This window comes from Pseudomonas sp. LPH60, from assembly GCF_030718165.1.
GTDB lineage: Bacteria > Pseudomonadota > Gammaproteobacteria > Pseudomonadales > Pseudomonadaceae > Aquipseudomonas > Aquipseudomonas danubii.
Genome location: NZ_JAVAJH010000002.1, coordinates 558864 through 574002, shown reverse-complemented (window position 1 = coordinate 574002; position 15139 = coordinate 558864). Strand labels below are relative to the sequence as shown.

Sequence of the window (15139 nt, the reverse complement as noted above, 5' to 3'; positions counted from 1 at the left end):
TAGTTCTAGTTCTAGTACAAAAACAGTGTCTGCCGACGCCTTCTTGTCATTTTTGTGGGTTGCCGCGTATATAGTCCGCCAAACCAAAGAGCGAGGGTCAGGCACACCTCGCTCACGCATTGCAGCTGTTTCAGGACAGCGCTACCTTAGTGACTTGAATTTTGTTTGGCAAGCCGTCTGATGACCCCTCATAAAAACGATAAAAGCTCCCGTACCACCGGGCGCCCTACCCTCAACGAAGTGGCGCGACTGGCCGGTGTCAGTCCGATCACCGCCTCTCGGGCCCTGCGCGGCGTCAGCAGCGTGGCCACCGAGCTGGTGGAAAAGGTGCAGAAGGCCGCGCAGGAGCTGAACTACGTGGTCAACTCCGCCGCCCGTGCCCTGGCCTCGGCCCAGAGCCAGTCGGTGGTGGTGCTGGTGCCGTCGCTGTCCAACCTGCTGTTCATCGAAACCCTGGAAGCCATTCATCAGGTCCTGCGGCCCAAGGGCTTCGAAGTGCTGATCGGCAACTACCACTACTCCCGGGACGAAGAAGAAAACCTGCTGCGCAACTACATGACCTACCAGCCCCGGGGTCTGTTGCTGACCGGTTTTGACCGTACCGAAAGCGCCCGGCGGATGATCGAGGCCAACAACATCCCCTGCGTCTACATGATGGACCTGGACCCCGGCGCCGGACTCAACTGCGTGGGTTTCTCCCAGTTGAACGCGGGCGAGACCGCCGCCCGGCACCTGATTTCCCGTGGGCGCAAGCACCTGGCCTACGTCGGCGCACAACTGGATCAACGCACTCTGCTACGGGGCGAAGGTTTCCGTCGTGCCCTGCAAGAGGCCGGGCTGTACAACCCCGATCTGGAACTGCTGACCCCACGCCCATCCTCCGTGGGCCTGGGCGGCGAACTGTTCCTGCAACTGATGCAGAGCCAGCCGCAAGTCGACGCCATCTTCTTCGGCAACGACGACCTGGCCCAGGGCGCACTGCTGGAAGCCATGCGCTGCGGGATCAAGGTTCCGGAGCAAGTGGCGGTGCTGGGTTTCAACGACCTGCCCTCCTCGGAACACATGGTGCCGCGCCTGAGCAGTATCAGCACCCCAAGGGAAGCCATCGGCCGCCGTGCAGCCGAGCAGATGCTGACCCTGCTGGCCGGCAACAGCGTGGCCGAGCCCGTAGTGGACATGGGCTTCGAGCTGCGGGTGCGGGAAAGCACCTGAGGTGTTTCAGGGCTGCAGGCTCAGCACGCTGAGCAGCAGCCCGAACCCCACCAGCACCACACCAAATACCTGATCGATACGGCGCTTGTACCCCTGCAGTCGACTGGCAATGACCGGTGCCGAGAAAAACAGCGCCACCGCCACGAACCACAACACGTGAGCCAGGACAATGATCCCCCCGTAGCCGACCTGCACCGGCAATGCCGTGCCCGGCCGGATCACCTGCATAAACAGGCTGAGAACGAAAATCATCGTCTTGGGGTTCAGCGCATTGGTCAGAAAGCCGCTGCGCAGAGCCGCCCATGACGAAGTCTCGACATTCGCCGCCGCCTCCTCGTGCGGCCCCTGGTCCGAACCGCGCAACAGCTTGATCCCCAGATAGATCAGATAAAGCGCCCCGGCAATCTTCAGCCCGGTGAACCACAGCAGCGACTGCTGCAACAGCACCCCCACCCCCAGCAGGCTATAGCCGATATGCAGCATGACCCCGAGCCCGATACCCAGGGCAGTGAACACACCGTGGCGGCGCGAGAGCATCAGGCTATTGCGCGTTACCAAGGCAAAATCGGCTCCGGGGCTGAGTACAGCAAGAATGGTAATGGTGATTACGACTAACAGTTCAGTCACCTTACATACGCCTTGGTTATAGAATCAGGCGCTACTGTATGGGGATCGGCACGGGGACAGCCAACGATGAAAACTGACACTCTCAGTGATAAAAACTCACAGACATTGCGCCGACGCCTGCCGCCCCTCGGCGCCTTGCGCTGCTTCGAAGCAGCGGCACGCCTGGAAAGCTTCACCCAGGCCGGCGCCGCCCTGCACCTGACCCACGGCGCCATCAGCCGCGCCGTGCGCGCCCTGGAAGAGGACCTGGGCACGGCGCTGTTCGAACGCCGCAGCCACCGGGTATTTCTGACGCCGGCCGGAGCCGAACTGCTGCACAGCGTGACCCAGGCCCTGGACCTGATCGAGAACACCGCCAGCCGCCTGCGGGCACCGGACCCCGAGGCGCCGCTGGTGCTGTCCTGTGAACCGACCCTGCTGATGCGCTGGCTGATTCCACGCCTGCCGGCGTTCCAGGCCGCTCACCCGAAAATATCGATCCAGTTGCTGGCCGGCGGCGGGCCTTTCTCGTTCAACGCCGGCATCGACCTGGCGATCCGCCGCAACGATTTCGCCTGGAGCGATGAAACTCAGGCCCACTGGCTGTTCGACGAAGCCATTGGCCCCGTGTGCCGGCCGGACAGACAGGCTGACTGGACCCCTTCGCCAGACGGCCAGCCGACCCTGGCGGAACACGCCCCGCGCTTGCACAGTGCTACCCGGCCGCAAGCCTGGGAGCACTGGCTGCAACAGCAGCAGCTGCCCGCCTCCCTGGCTCTACAGGAGCAAGTCTTCGAGCATTTCTACTTCAGCCTGCAAGCGGCGGTGGCGGGACTCGGGCTGGCCATCGCCCCCCGGCAACTGGTGCGCGATGATCTGGCTGGAGGATTGCTTTGCGCCCCCTTCGGCTTCGTCGCCGACGGCAGTGCCTATTACCTGTTGTCCGCCCAGGCGATCAGCGACGCTTCGGCGGCCGGTCATTTGCTGCGCTGGTTGCGTGAACAGGCCCTGGGCTAAACCCCGGGGGCGGGCAGCGGCCCCAGCGCCGGGTCTTCGCCACTGAGCAACTGCACCAGGGCCAGGGCGCCCTTCTGCAGCGGCCGGTTCTTCAGCCACACCGCATGCACCGGCAACGACAAGCCGTTGTCGAGGTTCTTGAACTTCAGCCTCTGCAGGCGCCCTGCCACCAGCAGCGGCTGGATCACCGACAAGGGGAAATTGCCCCAGCCGATGCCGGCTTCCACCATGTGCAGGGCCATGGCCAGGCTGTCGGTGCGCCACAACGACTCGCCCACCAAGGGCCGCGTATCGCTGATGGGCAAGTCGCGGCTGGCCACCACGACCTGGCGGAACCGGATCAGCTCCTCCAGGTACAACGAGCCATCGCTGGCCACAAACACCGGATGTCGCGGCGAGATACAGGCAATCACCCGCTCACTGCCGATGTACTGGAAATACTCCAGGGCATTCACGCTCAAGCCGGCAAAGGCCACGCCCACACTCACTCGCCCACTGTGCAGCAGTTGCAGCACATCATCCTGGGGGGCACTGAGCACCTCCACCTCCAGCAGCGGATAGCGCTCGGCAATCAGCTTGATGGCGGCCAGCACTCGCTGCTTGTCGATGTCATCCACCACGGCAATCGACAGCTTGCTCTCCAGGCCCAGGGACAGCTCGATGGCGTGCACCTGCAACTGCTTGAGCTGGTCGGCGATCAACCGCGCATGGGGCGCCAGGGACAGGGCCAGGGGCGTCGGCACCGGCTCGCGATGGCGGCGATCGAACAGGGCGTAACCCAGTTCAGCCTCAAGGTTGGCAATGCCCATGCTGACCGCCGAGGGCACCTTGCCCAGGAAGCGGGCCGCCGCAGAAAAGGAACCGCGCTCGAGCACGGCGAGAAACAACTGGATGCTGTCACTGGAGAAATTCATGGAGGGCAACCTATCAATAAAACTGAAAGCTTCCGACTTTTTCTGTCACCACTATTGAAGCTACCTTTCGCGCCCTGCGCCAGTCCAGCTCTGGCCATTGCCATTCAATACCGAGGAATTTCCATGCAAGGCGTGAAACGCAAACTGGTCTACGTATCCCTGTTCGAGGTGTTCGGCATGACGTTCTCGGCCCTCGGCCTGGCCCTGCTGTCCGGCACGTCCCCCAGCAGCACCGGGCCGCTGGCCGTGGTCATCACCAGCATCGCGGTGACCTGGAACTTCATCTACACCACGCTGTTCGAGCGCTGGGAAAGCCGTCAGCCGTCGCGCACCCGCACCGTCAAGCGGCGCATTGCCCATGCCGTGGGCTTCCAGTTGACCCTGATCGTGTTCCTGATCCCGCTCATCGCCTGGTGGATGAACATCAGCCTGGTGCAGGCCTTCCTCCTGGACCTGGCGCTGATCCTGTTCATCCCCTGCTACACCTTCGCCTTCAACTGGCTGTTCGACCGGGTCTTCGGTCTGCCGGCTTCAGCCCTGCCCGATCCGGCCTGAAGCTGGGCAAAACACCCCTGGAGGCAATTTGGCCGTCGCCGAGAACCTGGCTCGCTGATAGATTCCCATCGCCAACCTGTGCCACGAACAAGGAAGCGTCATGGGAACCCCCTGCAGAATTCTCGGTAAAGCCTCGTCCATCAACGTCAGGAAAGTCTTGTGGACCTGTGAAGAGCTGGACCTTTCCTACCAGCAGGAAGATTGGGGCAGCGGCTTCCAGTCGACCCACAGTCCCGAATTTCTCGCCCTCAACCCCAACGCCCAGGTCCCGGTGCTGATCGATGATGCCGGGGCCCTGTGGGAGTCCAACAGCATCTGCCGCTACCTGGCCAACCTGCACCCCGGCAGCGGCCTGCTGCCCATCGCCCCGCGAGCCCGGGCGCTGGTGGAACAGTGGATGGACTGGCAGGCCACCGAACTCAATCCGGCCTGGAGCTACGCCTTCATGGGCCTGGTGCGCCAGCATCCGGATTGCCAGGACAGCCAGCGCATCGGCGCCAGCCTGCTGGCCTGGAACGGCAAGATGGCGATCCTTGAACGGCAGCTTGAGAGCACCGGGAACTATGTGCTCGGTGAAGACTTCAGCCTGGCGGATATCGTCCTTGGCCTCTCGGTCAATCGCTGGAAGATGACCCCGATGGAACACCCGGACTTCCCCGCCGTGGCTGCCTACTACGAACGCCTCAGCCTGCGTCCGGGCTTTGTGCTGCATGGACGTAACGGCACGCCCTAGCCTGCCCCTTCTCAGCCCACCGGAGATTCGACATGGATGGACTCAACGTACTACTGACCGGCGCCTGCGGCAGGATCGGCAAAGTGTTTTTCCAGGGCTCCCAGGAGCGCCATCGCTTCACCCTCACCGACCGCGTCGAACCGGACTTCGACATCCCGGCGCCCCACCGTTTCGTGCGCCTGGACCTTGATGACCCGCAAGCCATCAGCCGCCTGCTGCCGGGGATCGACGTCATCGTGCACCTGGCCGGCATCCCCCACGCCACTGCCGGCTTCGACGAACTGCTGCCCAACAACATCCTCGCCACCACCTACCTATTCGAGGCCGCAGTGAACGCCGGTTGCCGGCGCCTGGTGTTCGCCAGCAGCGCCCAGACCATCGAAGGCTACCCGGTGGACCGGCAGATCACCCCGGGCATGCCGGTGATGCCAGCCAACCTGTACGGTGTGAGCAAATGCTATGGCGAAGCCCTGTGTGCCTTTTATGCAGCCCGGCGCGGGCTGTCCTGCATCGCCCTGCGCATCGGGGCATTCGAGGACCCGCAACACCACGAACTGACCACCACCCGCGACCTGAGCGCCTGGCTCAGCCCTCGGGACGCTGTGCAACTGCTGCAGCGAGCGGTCGAAACCCCTGGGGTGCAGTTCCTGATCGGCCACGGCATATCCAACAACCGCTTCAAGCGCCTGGATCTCAGCGAAACCACCAAGGTCCTGGGGTACGAGCCTGTGGACGATGCCTTCCAGGAGCATTTCGGCATTCCCATCACTTACTGAGACGCTGATCGCCGCCCCTCGGCAAACAGGCGGGCGGCAATTGCCAGGAAGCGGCAAGACTTGTCCGCTTACTGGCCACCCGCCGAGAACAATTGCCCTAACCTCTTGATATTCAATGACTAAAGTATCGGCATGGAACTTGCTAAAACTTCAGCCTAGTTCTCTCACACAGGTTCCCGATCATGTTGGTCAACGCCCAGAAATCCGTTTCGGTGCAGCCCACCTCGCGCACCGATATGGACCCGACCACCGCTGCCGCCAGCGCGCTGTACAGCGGCATGCTGCAGCAGGCCCAGAACTCCGTGACCGTGCCGACGTCCCAGTCCAGCCTGCAAGGCAATACCGTGGACGACAACGTCAATGCAGCGTTCGCCAAGACCCGTGTCCTGCTCCAGGCCACGCCGCCCGCCACCAGCACGCCACAGGCTACCAGCGCCACGGAAACCGGTGCCCTGAGCGAGTTCAAGGACTACATGAGCAAGACGCCCGAACAGCGCCTGCGCGACAGCATCCTCAAGGATATGGGGCTGACCGAAGAAGACCTGAGGAACCTGCCACCTGAACGGCAACTGACGATCAACCAGGAAATCGCCCAGCGCCTGCAAGACAAGATGCAGTTGGCCAAGGAAGAGAAAGAGGCCAAGAACAGCGCCAAGCCGATCGACGAGAAGTTCCTCGCTGCGTTGTAACAGCGCCAACAAAAAGGGTTCCCTGCACGGGAACCCTTTTTTGTATCCGAAGGAAAACCGCGGCTACAGCTGCAAGGTCGAGTTGAACTGGCTGATGGCATCCACCACATGCCTTGAGCCCTGCTGAATCTCAAGGATCACCTCCCCCGCCTCATTGGCCAGCTCGACCCCCAGTCCGGTACGACTCAGGCTCGACTGCATGCTGGTGACCGCGCTCATGGACAGGTCGTGGTTCTTGCGCACCACCTCGACGATCTCCACCGTCGCCTGGCTGGTGCGTGCCGCCAGGCTGCGTACCTCGTCCGCCACCACCGCGAACCCCCGTCCATGCTCGCCGGCCCGGGCCGCCTCGATGGCCGCATTGAGCGCCAGCAGGTTGGTCTGGTCGGCAATCCCGCGAATGGTCTGGACTATGCTGCCGATGATCTCCGATTGTTTGCTGACCGCATCAATGCTGCGGGCGGCTTCGTTCAGGTCGTGGGAAATCTGCTGAATGATCTCCACCGTCTGTTGCACCACCTCCGAGCCTTTCTGGGCGCAGGCATCATTCTGCACCGAGGTACTGTGGGCCGATTCGGCGGCAGATTGCAGGGTGGTCACTTGCTGGGTGATATCGCTGGCGAACTTGACCACCTTGTACAGGCGCCCCTTGGTGTCGAACAGCGGGTTGTAGGAAGCCTCGAGGAACACGGTCTGGCCGTACTTGTTTTCCCGCTCGAAACGGTGGGAATGGTATTCACCACGGTTCAACGAGGCCCAGAACTGCTTGTACTCGGCAGACTCGGCTTCAGAGCGATGACAGAACATGCTGTGGTGCTGACCGAGTATTTCATTCAGGGAGTACTGCATGGTCTTGAGGAAGTTGTCGTTGGCGGCAACTATCTTGCCATCGGGGGTGAATTCGATGATTGCCATGGAGCGGCCAATGGCGTTCAACAGACTCTGGTTTTCATGTTCCAGATGGATGCGCTCGGAGATGTCCGAAGCCACCTTGATCACACTCTTGACCTGACGCTCGGCATCGAACACCGGCATGTAGCTGGCTTCGAGCCAGATCTCCTGGCCGCGCTTGTTCAGCCGCAGGAAGGTGCCGCTGACAGGTTCACCCCGGGCCAGATCACGCCACAACTTGGCGTACTCTTCACTGCGGTAGAACGCTTCCTCGCAGAAGATCCGGTGATGCTTGCCGCGTATCTCTTCCGCGGAATAGCCCATTGCCTTGCAAAAGTTTTCGTTGGCGTCGAGCACGATGCCATCGGGAGAGAACTCGATCATCGCCATGGAATGGCTGATCGCCGCCAACTTGGCATTGGCCTCGGTCAACGCACAATTAAAGCGCTCGATCTCCAGAAGGTCTGCCTTGTGATGTAGGTTAAACATAGTTGTATCACCTTCAACGCTGTCTTTTGATTGACGGAAGTTTCTAGTCTTTCAACTGATCCACCACAACGTTCCATTAACAGGGCAAGCGCCTCTCTCCATATGAGAAAGGAAGTGTCAGGTGACAAATGATGTTTAATCGGAGAGTCCATGTTGCAACGCTCTTATCAAGCCATCCTTTTCTTGAGGACCCTCTGTCGGGTCGGACCTAACAAAGAAAAGAAATTCCATCTAATTAATTACTCCTGATCCTGCGGTGCCTCTAAATGCGCACTCTCGTCTTTATTCATGAAGTCAATTTCGTGCCCGGATGAACATTCCACAAACAGCCGTTATAAGACTGAAACATCACGAGACAGTGGTTGAAAAAGCGACCGATACGCTTTTTCACAATTAAGCATAGACAGACGCCGACTCTATGCAAGGTCACCAGTCATTCTGTTTTCACAACTTTTAAATGCCTCTCAAGCCTTCGCGAAAAGTCTCAATCAAGGCATAAACATGACTCGCCAGGAACCGCCCGCCGACTAGGCCCGAGCGAGCATCTGCACAAAGGCCTGAACCAGTCCCGACTCCCGCCCCGGCGCCGCCACCAGGGCGAACTGGCGCTCGATCGCGCAACTCAGAGGCAGCACCCGCAATCCCTGGCGCTGTTCAGGCAAGGTGCTCTCGGGCACCAGGGTCACCCCCAAACGTTCACGCACCAGGCTGAATGCGCTCTTCCACTCGCGCACTTCGATCCGCACATCCGCCAACGACACTCCAGCTTCAAGCGCCAGGCTGCGGGCATTCACCGAGCAGCCGCCAGTGGCCAGGACAAAAGGCTGCGCCAGCAAGACTTCAAGCTCGATGGTCGGGGCTTGCCAGGGGTGATCCTGGGGCAGCACGGCCACCCACGAATCGACACCCAGCAACCACGAACGACGCTCGGGAGGCGGATTCAGTACCACTCCCAGATCCACCAGTTGCGCCTCCAGCAGGGCTTCGACCTCATCATCGCTGACCTCCAGCTGCACCACCTCGATCCCCGGGTGCAGTTGCTTGAAACGTCGCAGCACCGGTGGCAGGAAGCTCGCCAGGACCATGGGAAAGCCCGCCAGGCGCAAACTGCCCTGGAGGATGCCCCGGGCCGTGTCCACTTGCCGGCGAACCTGGGCCAGGGCTCCGAGCATCACCCGCGCCTGCTCCAGCACCTGTAGACCGATTGCCGTGGGCAAAGCCTGGCGGCTTTCCCGGATGAACAGTTGCACGCCCAGCATGTCCTCCATCTGGGCCAAGGCCTGACTGGCCCCGGACTGGGTCATGCCCACCTGTTCGGCGGCCCGGGTGATGGTGCCGCACTCGGCGATTGCCACCAGCAAGCGCCAATGCATCAGGTTCATCATGGCAGTAGCTATCCTTATGGCCATTTTCTGAAAGATTAATTTTACCCATGTCAGTGCTGCCCCGACACTGGCTCGAACATCAACCAGAGACCTGCCGATGAAACTCTACTACGCCCCTCAAGCCTGCTCCCTGGCCTCCCATATCGTGCTGCGGGAACTGCAACTGCCGTTCGACGCCATCCGCGTCGACAATCGCAGCAAGCGCACCGCCGACGGCCAGGACTTCCTCACCCTCAACCCCAAGGGCTACGTGGCCGCCCTGCAACTGGACAACGGCGAAGTACTCACCGAAGGCCCGGCGATCCTGCAATACCTGGCAGACCTCAAGCCCGAGGCCGGATTGGCGGCGGCCAATGGCAGTTGGCAACGGGTAAGGCTGCAGGAAACCCTGAACTTCATCACCAGCGAAGTTCACGGGATCATGGGTTGGCTGTTCAACCCAGGGCTCGATGACAGCGTGAAGGAGGTGTTCCGGCAGAAGCTGTTCAAACGCTTTGCCCTGTTGGAGCAGACCCTGGAACGCCAGGATTATCTGCAAGGCGGGCAGTTCGGCATCGCCGATGCCTATCTGTTCACCGTGCTGCGCTGGACTGCGCTGTTTGCCATCGATCTGGGAGCCTGGCCGGCATTGGCGAAGTTCCAGGCCCGGGTCGAGCAGCGGCCGGCGGTGCGGGAGGCATTGGCGGTGGAGCTGGCTTAGGTTCGAAACAGCAAATGGAGAAGTCGCGCTGAACAGGCAGAACCCGCGCCTGCCTTTTCAGAAGGGATAAAACGAAGCCCGCGTTGCGGGCTTCGTCAAATTGATCAATGGCCGAAGATGTTCACTTCGGTTTTCTTGGCCTTTTTCTCGGCGCGCTTCTCGTCTGCGCTCTTTGCCGGTTTCTTCTTGGCATTTTTCTTGGCGTTCATACCTTTGGACATGATCTTTACTCCACTGCTGCGGGATAGGACTCAGGTATAGCACCTATAGCGGTCGGGGGTTCCTTTATAATCCGCCGCTCCCTGTTGCAATCCCGGAAAGCCATGTCCAGCCTCCAGATCTGCCTCCTTGCCGAGACCGCGCGTCCCTTGCTGAACAAGTTCTATCGCCAGCACCAGTCGCCCATGCGGGCCTCGTCCGCAGGCCAGCTCTGGGTGGCCAGGAACGAGGGGATCGTCGCCGGGATGAGCCTGACCCCGGTGGCCCAGGGGCATTGGCTGACGGGTTTGTTCGTTGCCCCCGAGCACCGCGGCCAGGGGCTGGCCGGACAGTTGGTGGAGCGGGCGCTGATGCAGGTCGAAGGGCCAGTCTGGCTGTTCTGTCACCCGGACATGGAAACTTTGTATCAGCGCATGAGTTTTTCCACCGCTACCCAATTACCCCAGCCGCTGGCCGAACGGCTGGCTCGCTATCAACGCAGCAAGCCGCTGCTGGCCATGGGGACCGACAGCGTTCGCCCGGGTCCGTAGGCTTGGGTGTTACGCGTCAGCGTTGGGATCGAGGTCGGGAAACAGCACCTCGGTGAAACCGAACTTGCTGAAATCACTGATCCGCGATGGGTACAGCCGCCCGATCAAGTGATCGCACTCATGCTGCACCACCCGGGCATGAAAGCCCGAGGCCACACGCACGATAGGCTCGCCCTTGGGGCTGAAACCTTCATAGCGAATGTGCTGGTAGCGCTGCACCGCGCCCCGCAGCCCTGGCACCGAGAGACAACCTTCCCAGCCCTCTTCCAGTTGCGGACTCAAGGGCGTGATCAAGGGGTTGATGAGGATGGTCTGAGGCACTGCCTCTGCCTCCGGATAACGTTCGCTGTGCTCGAAGCCGAAGATCACCAGTTGCAGATCGACACCGATCTGCGGTGCTGCCAGGCCAACGCCACCGACACTTTCCATGGTCTGGAACATATCGTCGATCAGTTGCCACAGCTCGGGGCTGTCGAACATCTCGGGCGCCACCGGGGGCGCAATACGCAGCAGGCGTTCATCGCCCATTTTGAGGATTTCACGGATCATGTTCAGGCTTCGTCAGTGGTCGGATGGCGCGAGTGATCCCGGCCCAGTCCCGATACGTGTTGTTTATCGCCGGGCCCGTCAAAGTCCTTTTCGCCAGGTTCCTTGCCTTCGGCCGACATGTGTTCGATCACCGCGTTCATCTCCGCCCCCAGCAACAGCACTGCAGCAGAGATGTAGAAGTACAGCAGCAACACGATGATCGCGCCGATACTGCCATACATGGCGTTGTAGTTAGCGAAGGTTTTCACGTAGTAGGCAAAGCCCAGGGACGCGACAATCCAGACCACCACCGCCAGCACCGAGCCCGGCGTGATGAAGCGAAACTTCTGCTTCACATCGGGCATCACGTAGTACATCAGGGCCACGGCCACCATCATCAGCAGCACGATCACCGGCCAGCGCAGGATGGTCCACAGGGTGACGATGAACTCTTCCAGGCCCACCTGACCAGCCAGCCAGGTCATCACCTGGGGCCCCAGTACCATCAGGGCTGCCGCGGCCAGGAGCATGCCGGCAATGCCCACGGTATAGAACACCGACAGCGGAAAGCGCTTCCAGATCGGCCGGCCCTCGACCACATCGTAGGCTGCGTTCATTGCGCTCATCATCAGGCGCACGCCCGCCGAGGCGGTCCACAGGGCGATGACGATACCCACGGAGAGCAATCCGCCCTTGGACTGTTGCAATTGATCGATCACCGGATTCACCTGCTCCAGGGCCTGGGGCGGCAGCACCAATTCCGATTGCAGGCGCAGCCAGGTAAAGAAGTCCGGCAGATGCAGGAAACCGATCAGGGCAATGAGAAACAGGATGAAGGGGAACAGCGAGAACAGCATCTGGTAGGCCAGCGCCGAGGCATAGGTGGACATCTCGTCCGCGATGAATTCATTGACCGTGCGGATCAGCACACGGTGCAGGGGCAAACCTTTGAGGTCCGGAAAAATCATAGCGTCTCCTTTCGCCGCAAAAAGGTTGAAGTCGATGGCGACTCAGGGGGCGTTTTCTACAACAAATTAGCCTAGTTGGCGAACCGCAACCATTCGCACGGGCTGATTACCGTTGCTCCGCAGCAACACACATGAAAACGGCCATCCGTGGATGGCCGCTGCGTTGAATCATCGAGGGCCCCGTATTCAGGCCTTGTCGATGGTCTTTTTCACTGCATCCTTGGTCTTGCCAAGGGCTTGCTGGGCTTCGCCTTTCTTCTCCTGCAACTTGCCCTCTGCCTGCAGTTTGGTGTTGTCGGTGGCCTTGCCGACACCCTGCTTGACGTTGCCGATGGCTTCGTTGGCCAGACCTTTTGCCTTATCTGCTGTGCTGCCCATGGTATTTCTCCGTAGAACATTCATTGATCAAACAAAGAGGATTTGCGTCGTTACCCAAGGTTGACTCGTGGCCGTTGCGCAGAGTTTCAATTATTTTTCGTCAGGCATTTCATCGCAGGCCCGAGGTTGCCCTTTATGTTTGTCGGGCAACCCGGGAGAATGCTCGACCTGTTCAGGCCAAGCACTGAAGATCCAATCCCCGTAGGAATGTTATGAAACTCGATAAAAAGCAGGCCATTGCCCGTAGAAACCAGGAACTGGGCGGTGCGGTGCTGGGCGTCAACAACTGCCATTTCGCGGAGCTGAACCGCAATCGCAATATCTGGTGGTTCGATATCCTGGTGACCCGTCTGGCCATTGGTCAGTACGAATGGGTGCACCTGCTGCTGCACACCCCGGACACCAACCAGTTGCTGCACCTGAAAGTGCCGACCGTGTTCCTGCGGGAAAAGATGGAAGGCCTGGTGATCCGCAATGAAGGCAAGCGCAAGGCCGCCCTGAGCCTGGAGTTGAGTGCCGACAAGGACTCCTTCCTCAAGGACGTGCGCCCGGCCGGCACCGGCGTGAGCTTTGCCCAGTTCCAGCAGTAAGCCGGCACAAGTTACCAGCCCATGAAAAAGCCCCGCACTGGCGGGGCTTTTTTGTGGACGCTGCGGCTTACTTCTTCACGCCGAGCTTCTTCAACTCTTCGTCACGCAGTTCACGGCGCAGGATCTTGCCGACGTTGGTGGTCGGCAGCGCATCGCGGAACTCCACGGCCTTGGGCACCTTGTAGCCGGTGACATTGGCGCGCATGTGTTCCATCACCTGCTCCTTGGTCAGGGTCACGCCTGGCTTGGCGACGATGAAGATCTTGATGATCTCGCCAGACTTCTCGTCCGGTACGCCGATCGCTGCGCACTGCAGGACCCCCGGCAGGGAAGCCAGGACGTCTTCCAGTTCGTTGGGGTACACGTTGAAACCCGAGACCAGGATCATGTCCTTCTTGCGGTCGACGATGCGGATATAGCCGTCCGGCTGAATCAGGGCGATGTCACCGGTCTTCAACCAGCCGTCGCTGAGGACTTCGTCAGTAGCGTCCTGACGCTGCCAGTAGCCCTTCATCACCTGCGGGCCCTTCACGCACAGTTCACCCACTTCCCCCAGGGGCAGTTCGTCGCCCGCGTCGTTGATCACCCGACACAAGGTCGAAGGCACTGGAATGCCGATGGTGCCGATCTGGATGTTCTGGATCGGGTTGACCGTGGCCACCGGACTGGTCTCGGTCATGCCGTAGCCTTCACAGATCGAGCAATTGGTGACCGACTTCCAACGCTCGGCGGCCGCCAGTTGCAGGGCCATGCCCCCGGACAGCGTGACTTTGAGCGCGGAAAAATCCAGTTTGCGGAACGCTTCGTTGTTGCACAGGGCAACGAACAGGGTGTTGAGACCAACAAAACCGCTGAACTTCCACTTCGACAGTTCCTTGACCATCGCCGGCAGATCCCGCGGGTTACTGATCAGGATGTTGTGGTTGCCCATGAGCATGATGGCCATGCAATGGAAGGTGAACGCATAGATGTGGTACAGCGGCAGCGGAGTGATGAGGATCTCGCAACCTTCATTGAGGTTGGAGCCCATCAGCGCCTTGCACTGCAGCATGTTGGCCACCAGATTGCGATGGGTCAGCATCGCCCCCTTGGCCACGCCGGTGGTACCGCCGGTGTATTGCAGTACCGCCACGTCGCCGCTGGCAGGGTTGGCTTCCTGTACTGGCTGGCCGTGGCCCTTGCTCAGCACCTCATTGAACTTGACGGCCTGGGGCAAGTGATAAGCCGGCACCATCTTCTTCACGTACTTGACCACACTGTTGATCAGCACACGCTTGAAGGTGGGCAAAAGGTCCGCCACTTCGGTGATGATCACGTGCTTGACCGAGGTTTTGGGGACCACGGTCTCTGCCAGGTGGGCCATGTTGGCCAGGCAAACCAGAGCCTTGGCTCCAGAGTCGTTGAACTGGTGCTCCATCTCCCGCGCGGTGTACAGCGGGTTGGTGTTGACCACGATCAGGCCGGCGCGAATAGCACCGAACACCGCAATCGGGTATTGCAACAGGTTGGGCAACTGCAGGGCGATTCGATCGCCAGGCTGCAAATCGGTATGCTGCTGCAGGTACGCGGCGAAGGCCCCAGACAGTTCGTACAGTTCACCGTAAGTGATTGTCTTGCCGAGGTTGCTAAAGGCCGGTTTGTTAGCAAAACGTTGGCAGGACTGCTTCAACACCGCCTGAATATTCGGATACTCGTCAGGATTGATATCGGCAGCAATCCCAGCTGGGTACTTATCCTTCCAAAAGTCTTCGATCATGGAAGCCCACTCCTCAGCAACGCGAATTCATCACCGCATTTGATGCGATTATTATTTGTCTGTGTTTTTTATTGGTGTCTATTGTTGGTGAGTCTGGCTTTTACTTAGGCCGAGAAGTCACAAAGCGCGCCGAGAGTAGCAGCTTTGGAAAAGGCCGCCTAGAGCCAAAAAAGGCCTCAATAGTCACACTTATGACTCAAGAC

General features: G+C 60.2%; 16 protein-coding genes and 2 pseudogenes. 9 read left to right on the top strand and 9 right to left on the bottom strand.

Annotated features, from left to right (window positions below):
- The first annotated feature begins 180 nt into the window (after nucleotides 1-180).
- Nucleotides 181-1212 carry a LacI family DNA-binding transcriptional regulator gene (locus tag Q8O96_RS08210; protein WP_102860631.1) on the top strand — a complete coding sequence of 344 codons (1032 nt, stop codon included), beginning with the start codon at nucleotides 181-183 and terminating at the stop codon, nucleotides 1210-1212.
- A 6-nt stretch (nucleotides 1213-1218) separates the two neighbouring features.
- On the opposite strand, the gene Q8O96_RS08205 is transcribed toward Q8O96_RS08210, so the two are convergent.
- Nucleotides 1219-1839, bottom strand: coding sequence for a LysE family transporter (locus tag Q8O96_RS08205; RefSeq protein ID WP_305948651.1), 621 nt, complete (start codon nucleotides 1837-1839; stop codon nucleotides 1219-1221).
- A 66-nt stretch (nucleotides 1840-1905) separates the two neighbouring features.
- Here Q8O96_RS08205 and Q8O96_RS08200 point away from each other — a divergent pair, with 66 nt between their 5' ends.
- Complete coding sequence (locus Q8O96_RS08200; protein WP_305948650.1) at nucleotides 1906-2835, top strand: LysR family transcriptional regulator; 930 nt, start codon at nucleotides 1906-1908, stop codon at nucleotides 2833-2835.
- On the opposite strand, the gene Q8O96_RS08195 is transcribed toward Q8O96_RS08200, so the two are convergent.
- Nucleotides 2832-3749 (bottom strand): LysR family transcriptional regulator, encoded by a 918-nt coding sequence (locus tag Q8O96_RS08195; RefSeq protein ID WP_102860628.1) that lies wholly within the window; start codon nucleotides 3747-3749, stop codon nucleotides 2832-2834. The genes Q8O96_RS08200 and Q8O96_RS08195 overlap by 4 nt on opposite strands.
- A gap of 123 nt (nucleotides 3750-3872) precedes the next feature.
- Between Q8O96_RS08195 and Q8O96_RS08190 the strand changes: the two genes are divergently transcribed.
- The 4 genes from Q8O96_RS08190 to Q8O96_RS08175 all read left to right on the top strand — a co-directional run bounded on the left by Q8O96_RS08190 (nucleotide 3873) and on the right by Q8O96_RS08175 (nucleotide 6502).
- The gene (locus Q8O96_RS08190; protein ID WP_102860627.1) at nucleotides 3873-4304 is read left to right on the top strand and encodes a PACE efflux transporter; all 432 of its coding nucleotides are present in this window, start codon (nucleotides 3873-3875) and stop codon (nucleotides 4302-4304) included.
- Nucleotides 4305-4404: 100 nt separating this feature from the next.
- A complete protein-coding gene (locus Q8O96_RS08185; RefSeq protein WP_305948649.1) occupies nucleotides 4405-5037 on the top strand; it encodes a glutathione S-transferase family protein in 633 nt (210 codons plus the stop codon).
- A gap of 32 nt (nucleotides 5038-5069) precedes the next feature.
- Nucleotides 5070-5813 carry an NAD(P)-dependent oxidoreductase gene (locus Q8O96_RS08180; RefSeq protein ID WP_102860625.1) on the top strand — a complete coding sequence of 248 codons (744 nt, stop codon included), beginning with the start codon at nucleotides 5070-5072 and terminating at the stop codon, nucleotides 5811-5813.
- 182 nt (nucleotides 5814-5995) lie between these two features.
- Nucleotides 5996-6502, top strand: coding sequence for a hypothetical protein (locus tag Q8O96_RS08175; RefSeq protein ID WP_102860624.1), 507 nt, complete (start codon nucleotides 5996-5998; stop codon nucleotides 6500-6502).
- 63 nt (nucleotides 6503-6565) lie between these two features.
- Here the strand turns inward: Q8O96_RS08175 and Q8O96_RS31225 are convergent.
- The 3 genes and pseudogenes from Q8O96_RS31225 to Q8O96_RS08165 all read right to left on the bottom strand — a co-directional run.
- Nucleotides 6566-6979: pseudogene (locus tag Q8O96_RS31225) on the bottom strand (methyl-accepting chemotaxis protein); the annotation flags it as partial.
- 126 nt (nucleotides 6980-7105) lie between these two features.
- Nucleotides 7106-7882 (bottom strand): annotated as a pseudogene (locus Q8O96_RS31220) (PAS domain-containing protein); the annotation flags it as partial.
- A 527-nt stretch (nucleotides 7883-8409) separates the two neighbouring features.
- Nucleotides 8410-9267 (bottom strand): LysR family transcriptional regulator, encoded by an 858-nt coding sequence (locus Q8O96_RS08165; RefSeq protein WP_305948648.1) that lies wholly within the window; start codon nucleotides 9265-9267, stop codon nucleotides 8410-8412.
- A 97-nt stretch (nucleotides 9268-9364) separates the two neighbouring features.
- Here Q8O96_RS08165 and gstA point away from each other — a divergent pair, with 97 nt between their 5' ends.
- Nucleotides 9365-9967 (top strand): glutathione transferase GstA, encoded by a 603-nt coding sequence (gene gstA, locus Q8O96_RS08160; RefSeq protein ID WP_102880644.1) that lies wholly within the window; start codon nucleotides 9365-9367, stop codon nucleotides 9965-9967.
- A gap of 323 nt (nucleotides 9968-10290) precedes the next feature.
- Nucleotides 10291-10716: a GNAT family N-acetyltransferase gene (locus Q8O96_RS08155; RefSeq protein WP_305948647.1), complete on the top strand. Its 426-nt coding sequence runs from the start codon at nucleotides 10291-10293 to the stop codon at nucleotides 10714-10716.
- 9 nt (nucleotides 10717-10725) lie between these two features.
- On the opposite strand, the gene def is transcribed toward Q8O96_RS08155, so the two are convergent.
- The 3 genes from def to Q8O96_RS08140 all read right to left on the bottom strand — a co-directional run bounded on the left by def (nucleotide 10726) and on the right by Q8O96_RS08140 (nucleotide 12590).
- Nucleotides 10726-11265, bottom strand: coding sequence for a peptide deformylase (gene def / locus Q8O96_RS08150; RefSeq protein ID WP_102860619.1), 540 nt, complete (start codon nucleotides 11263-11265; stop codon nucleotides 10726-10728).
- A gap of 2 nt (nucleotides 11266-11267) precedes the next feature.
- Nucleotides 11268-12212: a YihY/virulence factor BrkB family protein gene (locus Q8O96_RS08145; protein WP_102860618.1), complete on the bottom strand. Its 945-nt coding sequence runs from the start codon at nucleotides 12210-12212 to the stop codon at nucleotides 11268-11270.
- A gap of 186 nt (nucleotides 12213-12398) precedes the next feature.
- Complete coding sequence (locus tag Q8O96_RS08140; RefSeq protein ID WP_102860617.1) at nucleotides 12399-12590, bottom strand: CsbD family protein; 192 nt, start codon at nucleotides 12588-12590, stop codon at nucleotides 12399-12401.
- A 212-nt stretch (nucleotides 12591-12802) separates the two neighbouring features.
- Between Q8O96_RS08140 and Q8O96_RS08135 the strand changes: the two genes are divergently transcribed.
- Nucleotides 12803-13180 carry a hypothetical protein gene (locus Q8O96_RS08135; RefSeq protein WP_115580736.1) on the top strand — a complete coding sequence of 126 codons (378 nt, stop codon included), beginning with the start codon at nucleotides 12803-12805 and terminating at the stop codon, nucleotides 13178-13180.
- A gap of 67 nt (nucleotides 13181-13247) precedes the next feature.
- Here the strand turns inward: Q8O96_RS08135 and fadD1 are convergent, their stop codons facing one another.
- Nucleotides 13248-14936, bottom strand: a complete 1689-nt coding sequence (fadD1, locus tag Q8O96_RS08130; RefSeq protein WP_102860615.1) for a long-chain-fatty-acid--CoA ligase FadD1 — start codon at nucleotides 14934-14936, stop codon at nucleotides 13248-13250.
- Between the last annotated feature and the right edge of the window lie 203 nt (nucleotides 14937-15139).

Coding starts and splice junctions, on each gene's coding strand:
- Q8O96_RS08180 (WP_102860625.1), top strand. CDS start 5,070: ATGGATGGACTCAACGTACTACTGACCGGCGCCTGCGGCAGGATCGGC.
- Q8O96_RS08210 (WP_102860631.1), top strand. CDS start 181: ATGACCCCTCATAAAAACGATAAAAGCTCCCGTACCACCGGGCGCCCT.
- def (WP_102860619.1), bottom strand. CDS start 11,265: ATGATCCGTGAAATCCTCAAAATGGGCGATGAACGCCTGCTGCGTATT.
- Q8O96_RS08165 (WP_305948648.1), bottom strand. CDS start 9,267: ATGATGAACCTGATGCATTGGCGCTTGCTGGTGGCAATCGCCGAGTGC.
- gstA (WP_102880644.1), top strand. CDS start 9,365: ATGAAACTCTACTACGCCCCTCAAGCCTGCTCCCTGGCCTCCCATATC.
- Q8O96_RS08195 (WP_102860628.1), bottom strand. CDS start 3,749: ATGAATTTCTCCAGTGACAGCATCCAGTTGTTTCTCGCCGTGCTCGAG.
- fadD1 (WP_102860615.1), bottom strand. CDS start 14,936: ATGATCGAAGACTTTTGGAAGGATAAGTACCCAGCTGGGATTGCTGCC.
- Q8O96_RS08200 (WP_305948650.1), top strand. CDS start 1,906: ATGAAAACTGACACTCTCAGTGATAAAAACTCACAGACATTGCGCCGA.
- Q8O96_RS08190 (WP_102860627.1), top strand. CDS start 3,873: ATGCAAGGCGTGAAACGCAAACTGGTCTACGTATCCCTGTTCGAGGTG.
- Q8O96_RS08145 (WP_102860618.1), bottom strand. CDS start 12,212: ATGATTTTTCCGGACCTCAAAGGTTTGCCCCTGCACCGTGTGCTGATC.
- Q8O96_RS08185 (WP_305948649.1), top strand. CDS start 4,405: ATGGGAACCCCCTGCAGAATTCTCGGTAAAGCCTCGTCCATCAACGTC.
- Q8O96_RS08175 (WP_102860624.1), top strand. CDS start 5,996: ATGTTGGTCAACGCCCAGAAATCCGTTTCGGTGCAGCCCACCTCGCGC.
- Q8O96_RS08140 (WP_102860617.1), bottom strand. CDS start 12,590: ATGGGCAGCACAGCAGATAAGGCAAAAGGTCTGGCCAACGAAGCCATC.
- Q8O96_RS08135 (WP_115580736.1), top strand. CDS start 12,803: ATGAAACTCGATAAAAAGCAGGCCATTGCCCGTAGAAACCAGGAACTG.
- Q8O96_RS08155 (WP_305948647.1), top strand. CDS start 10,291: ATGTCCAGCCTCCAGATCTGCCTCCTTGCCGAGACCGCGCGTCCCTTG.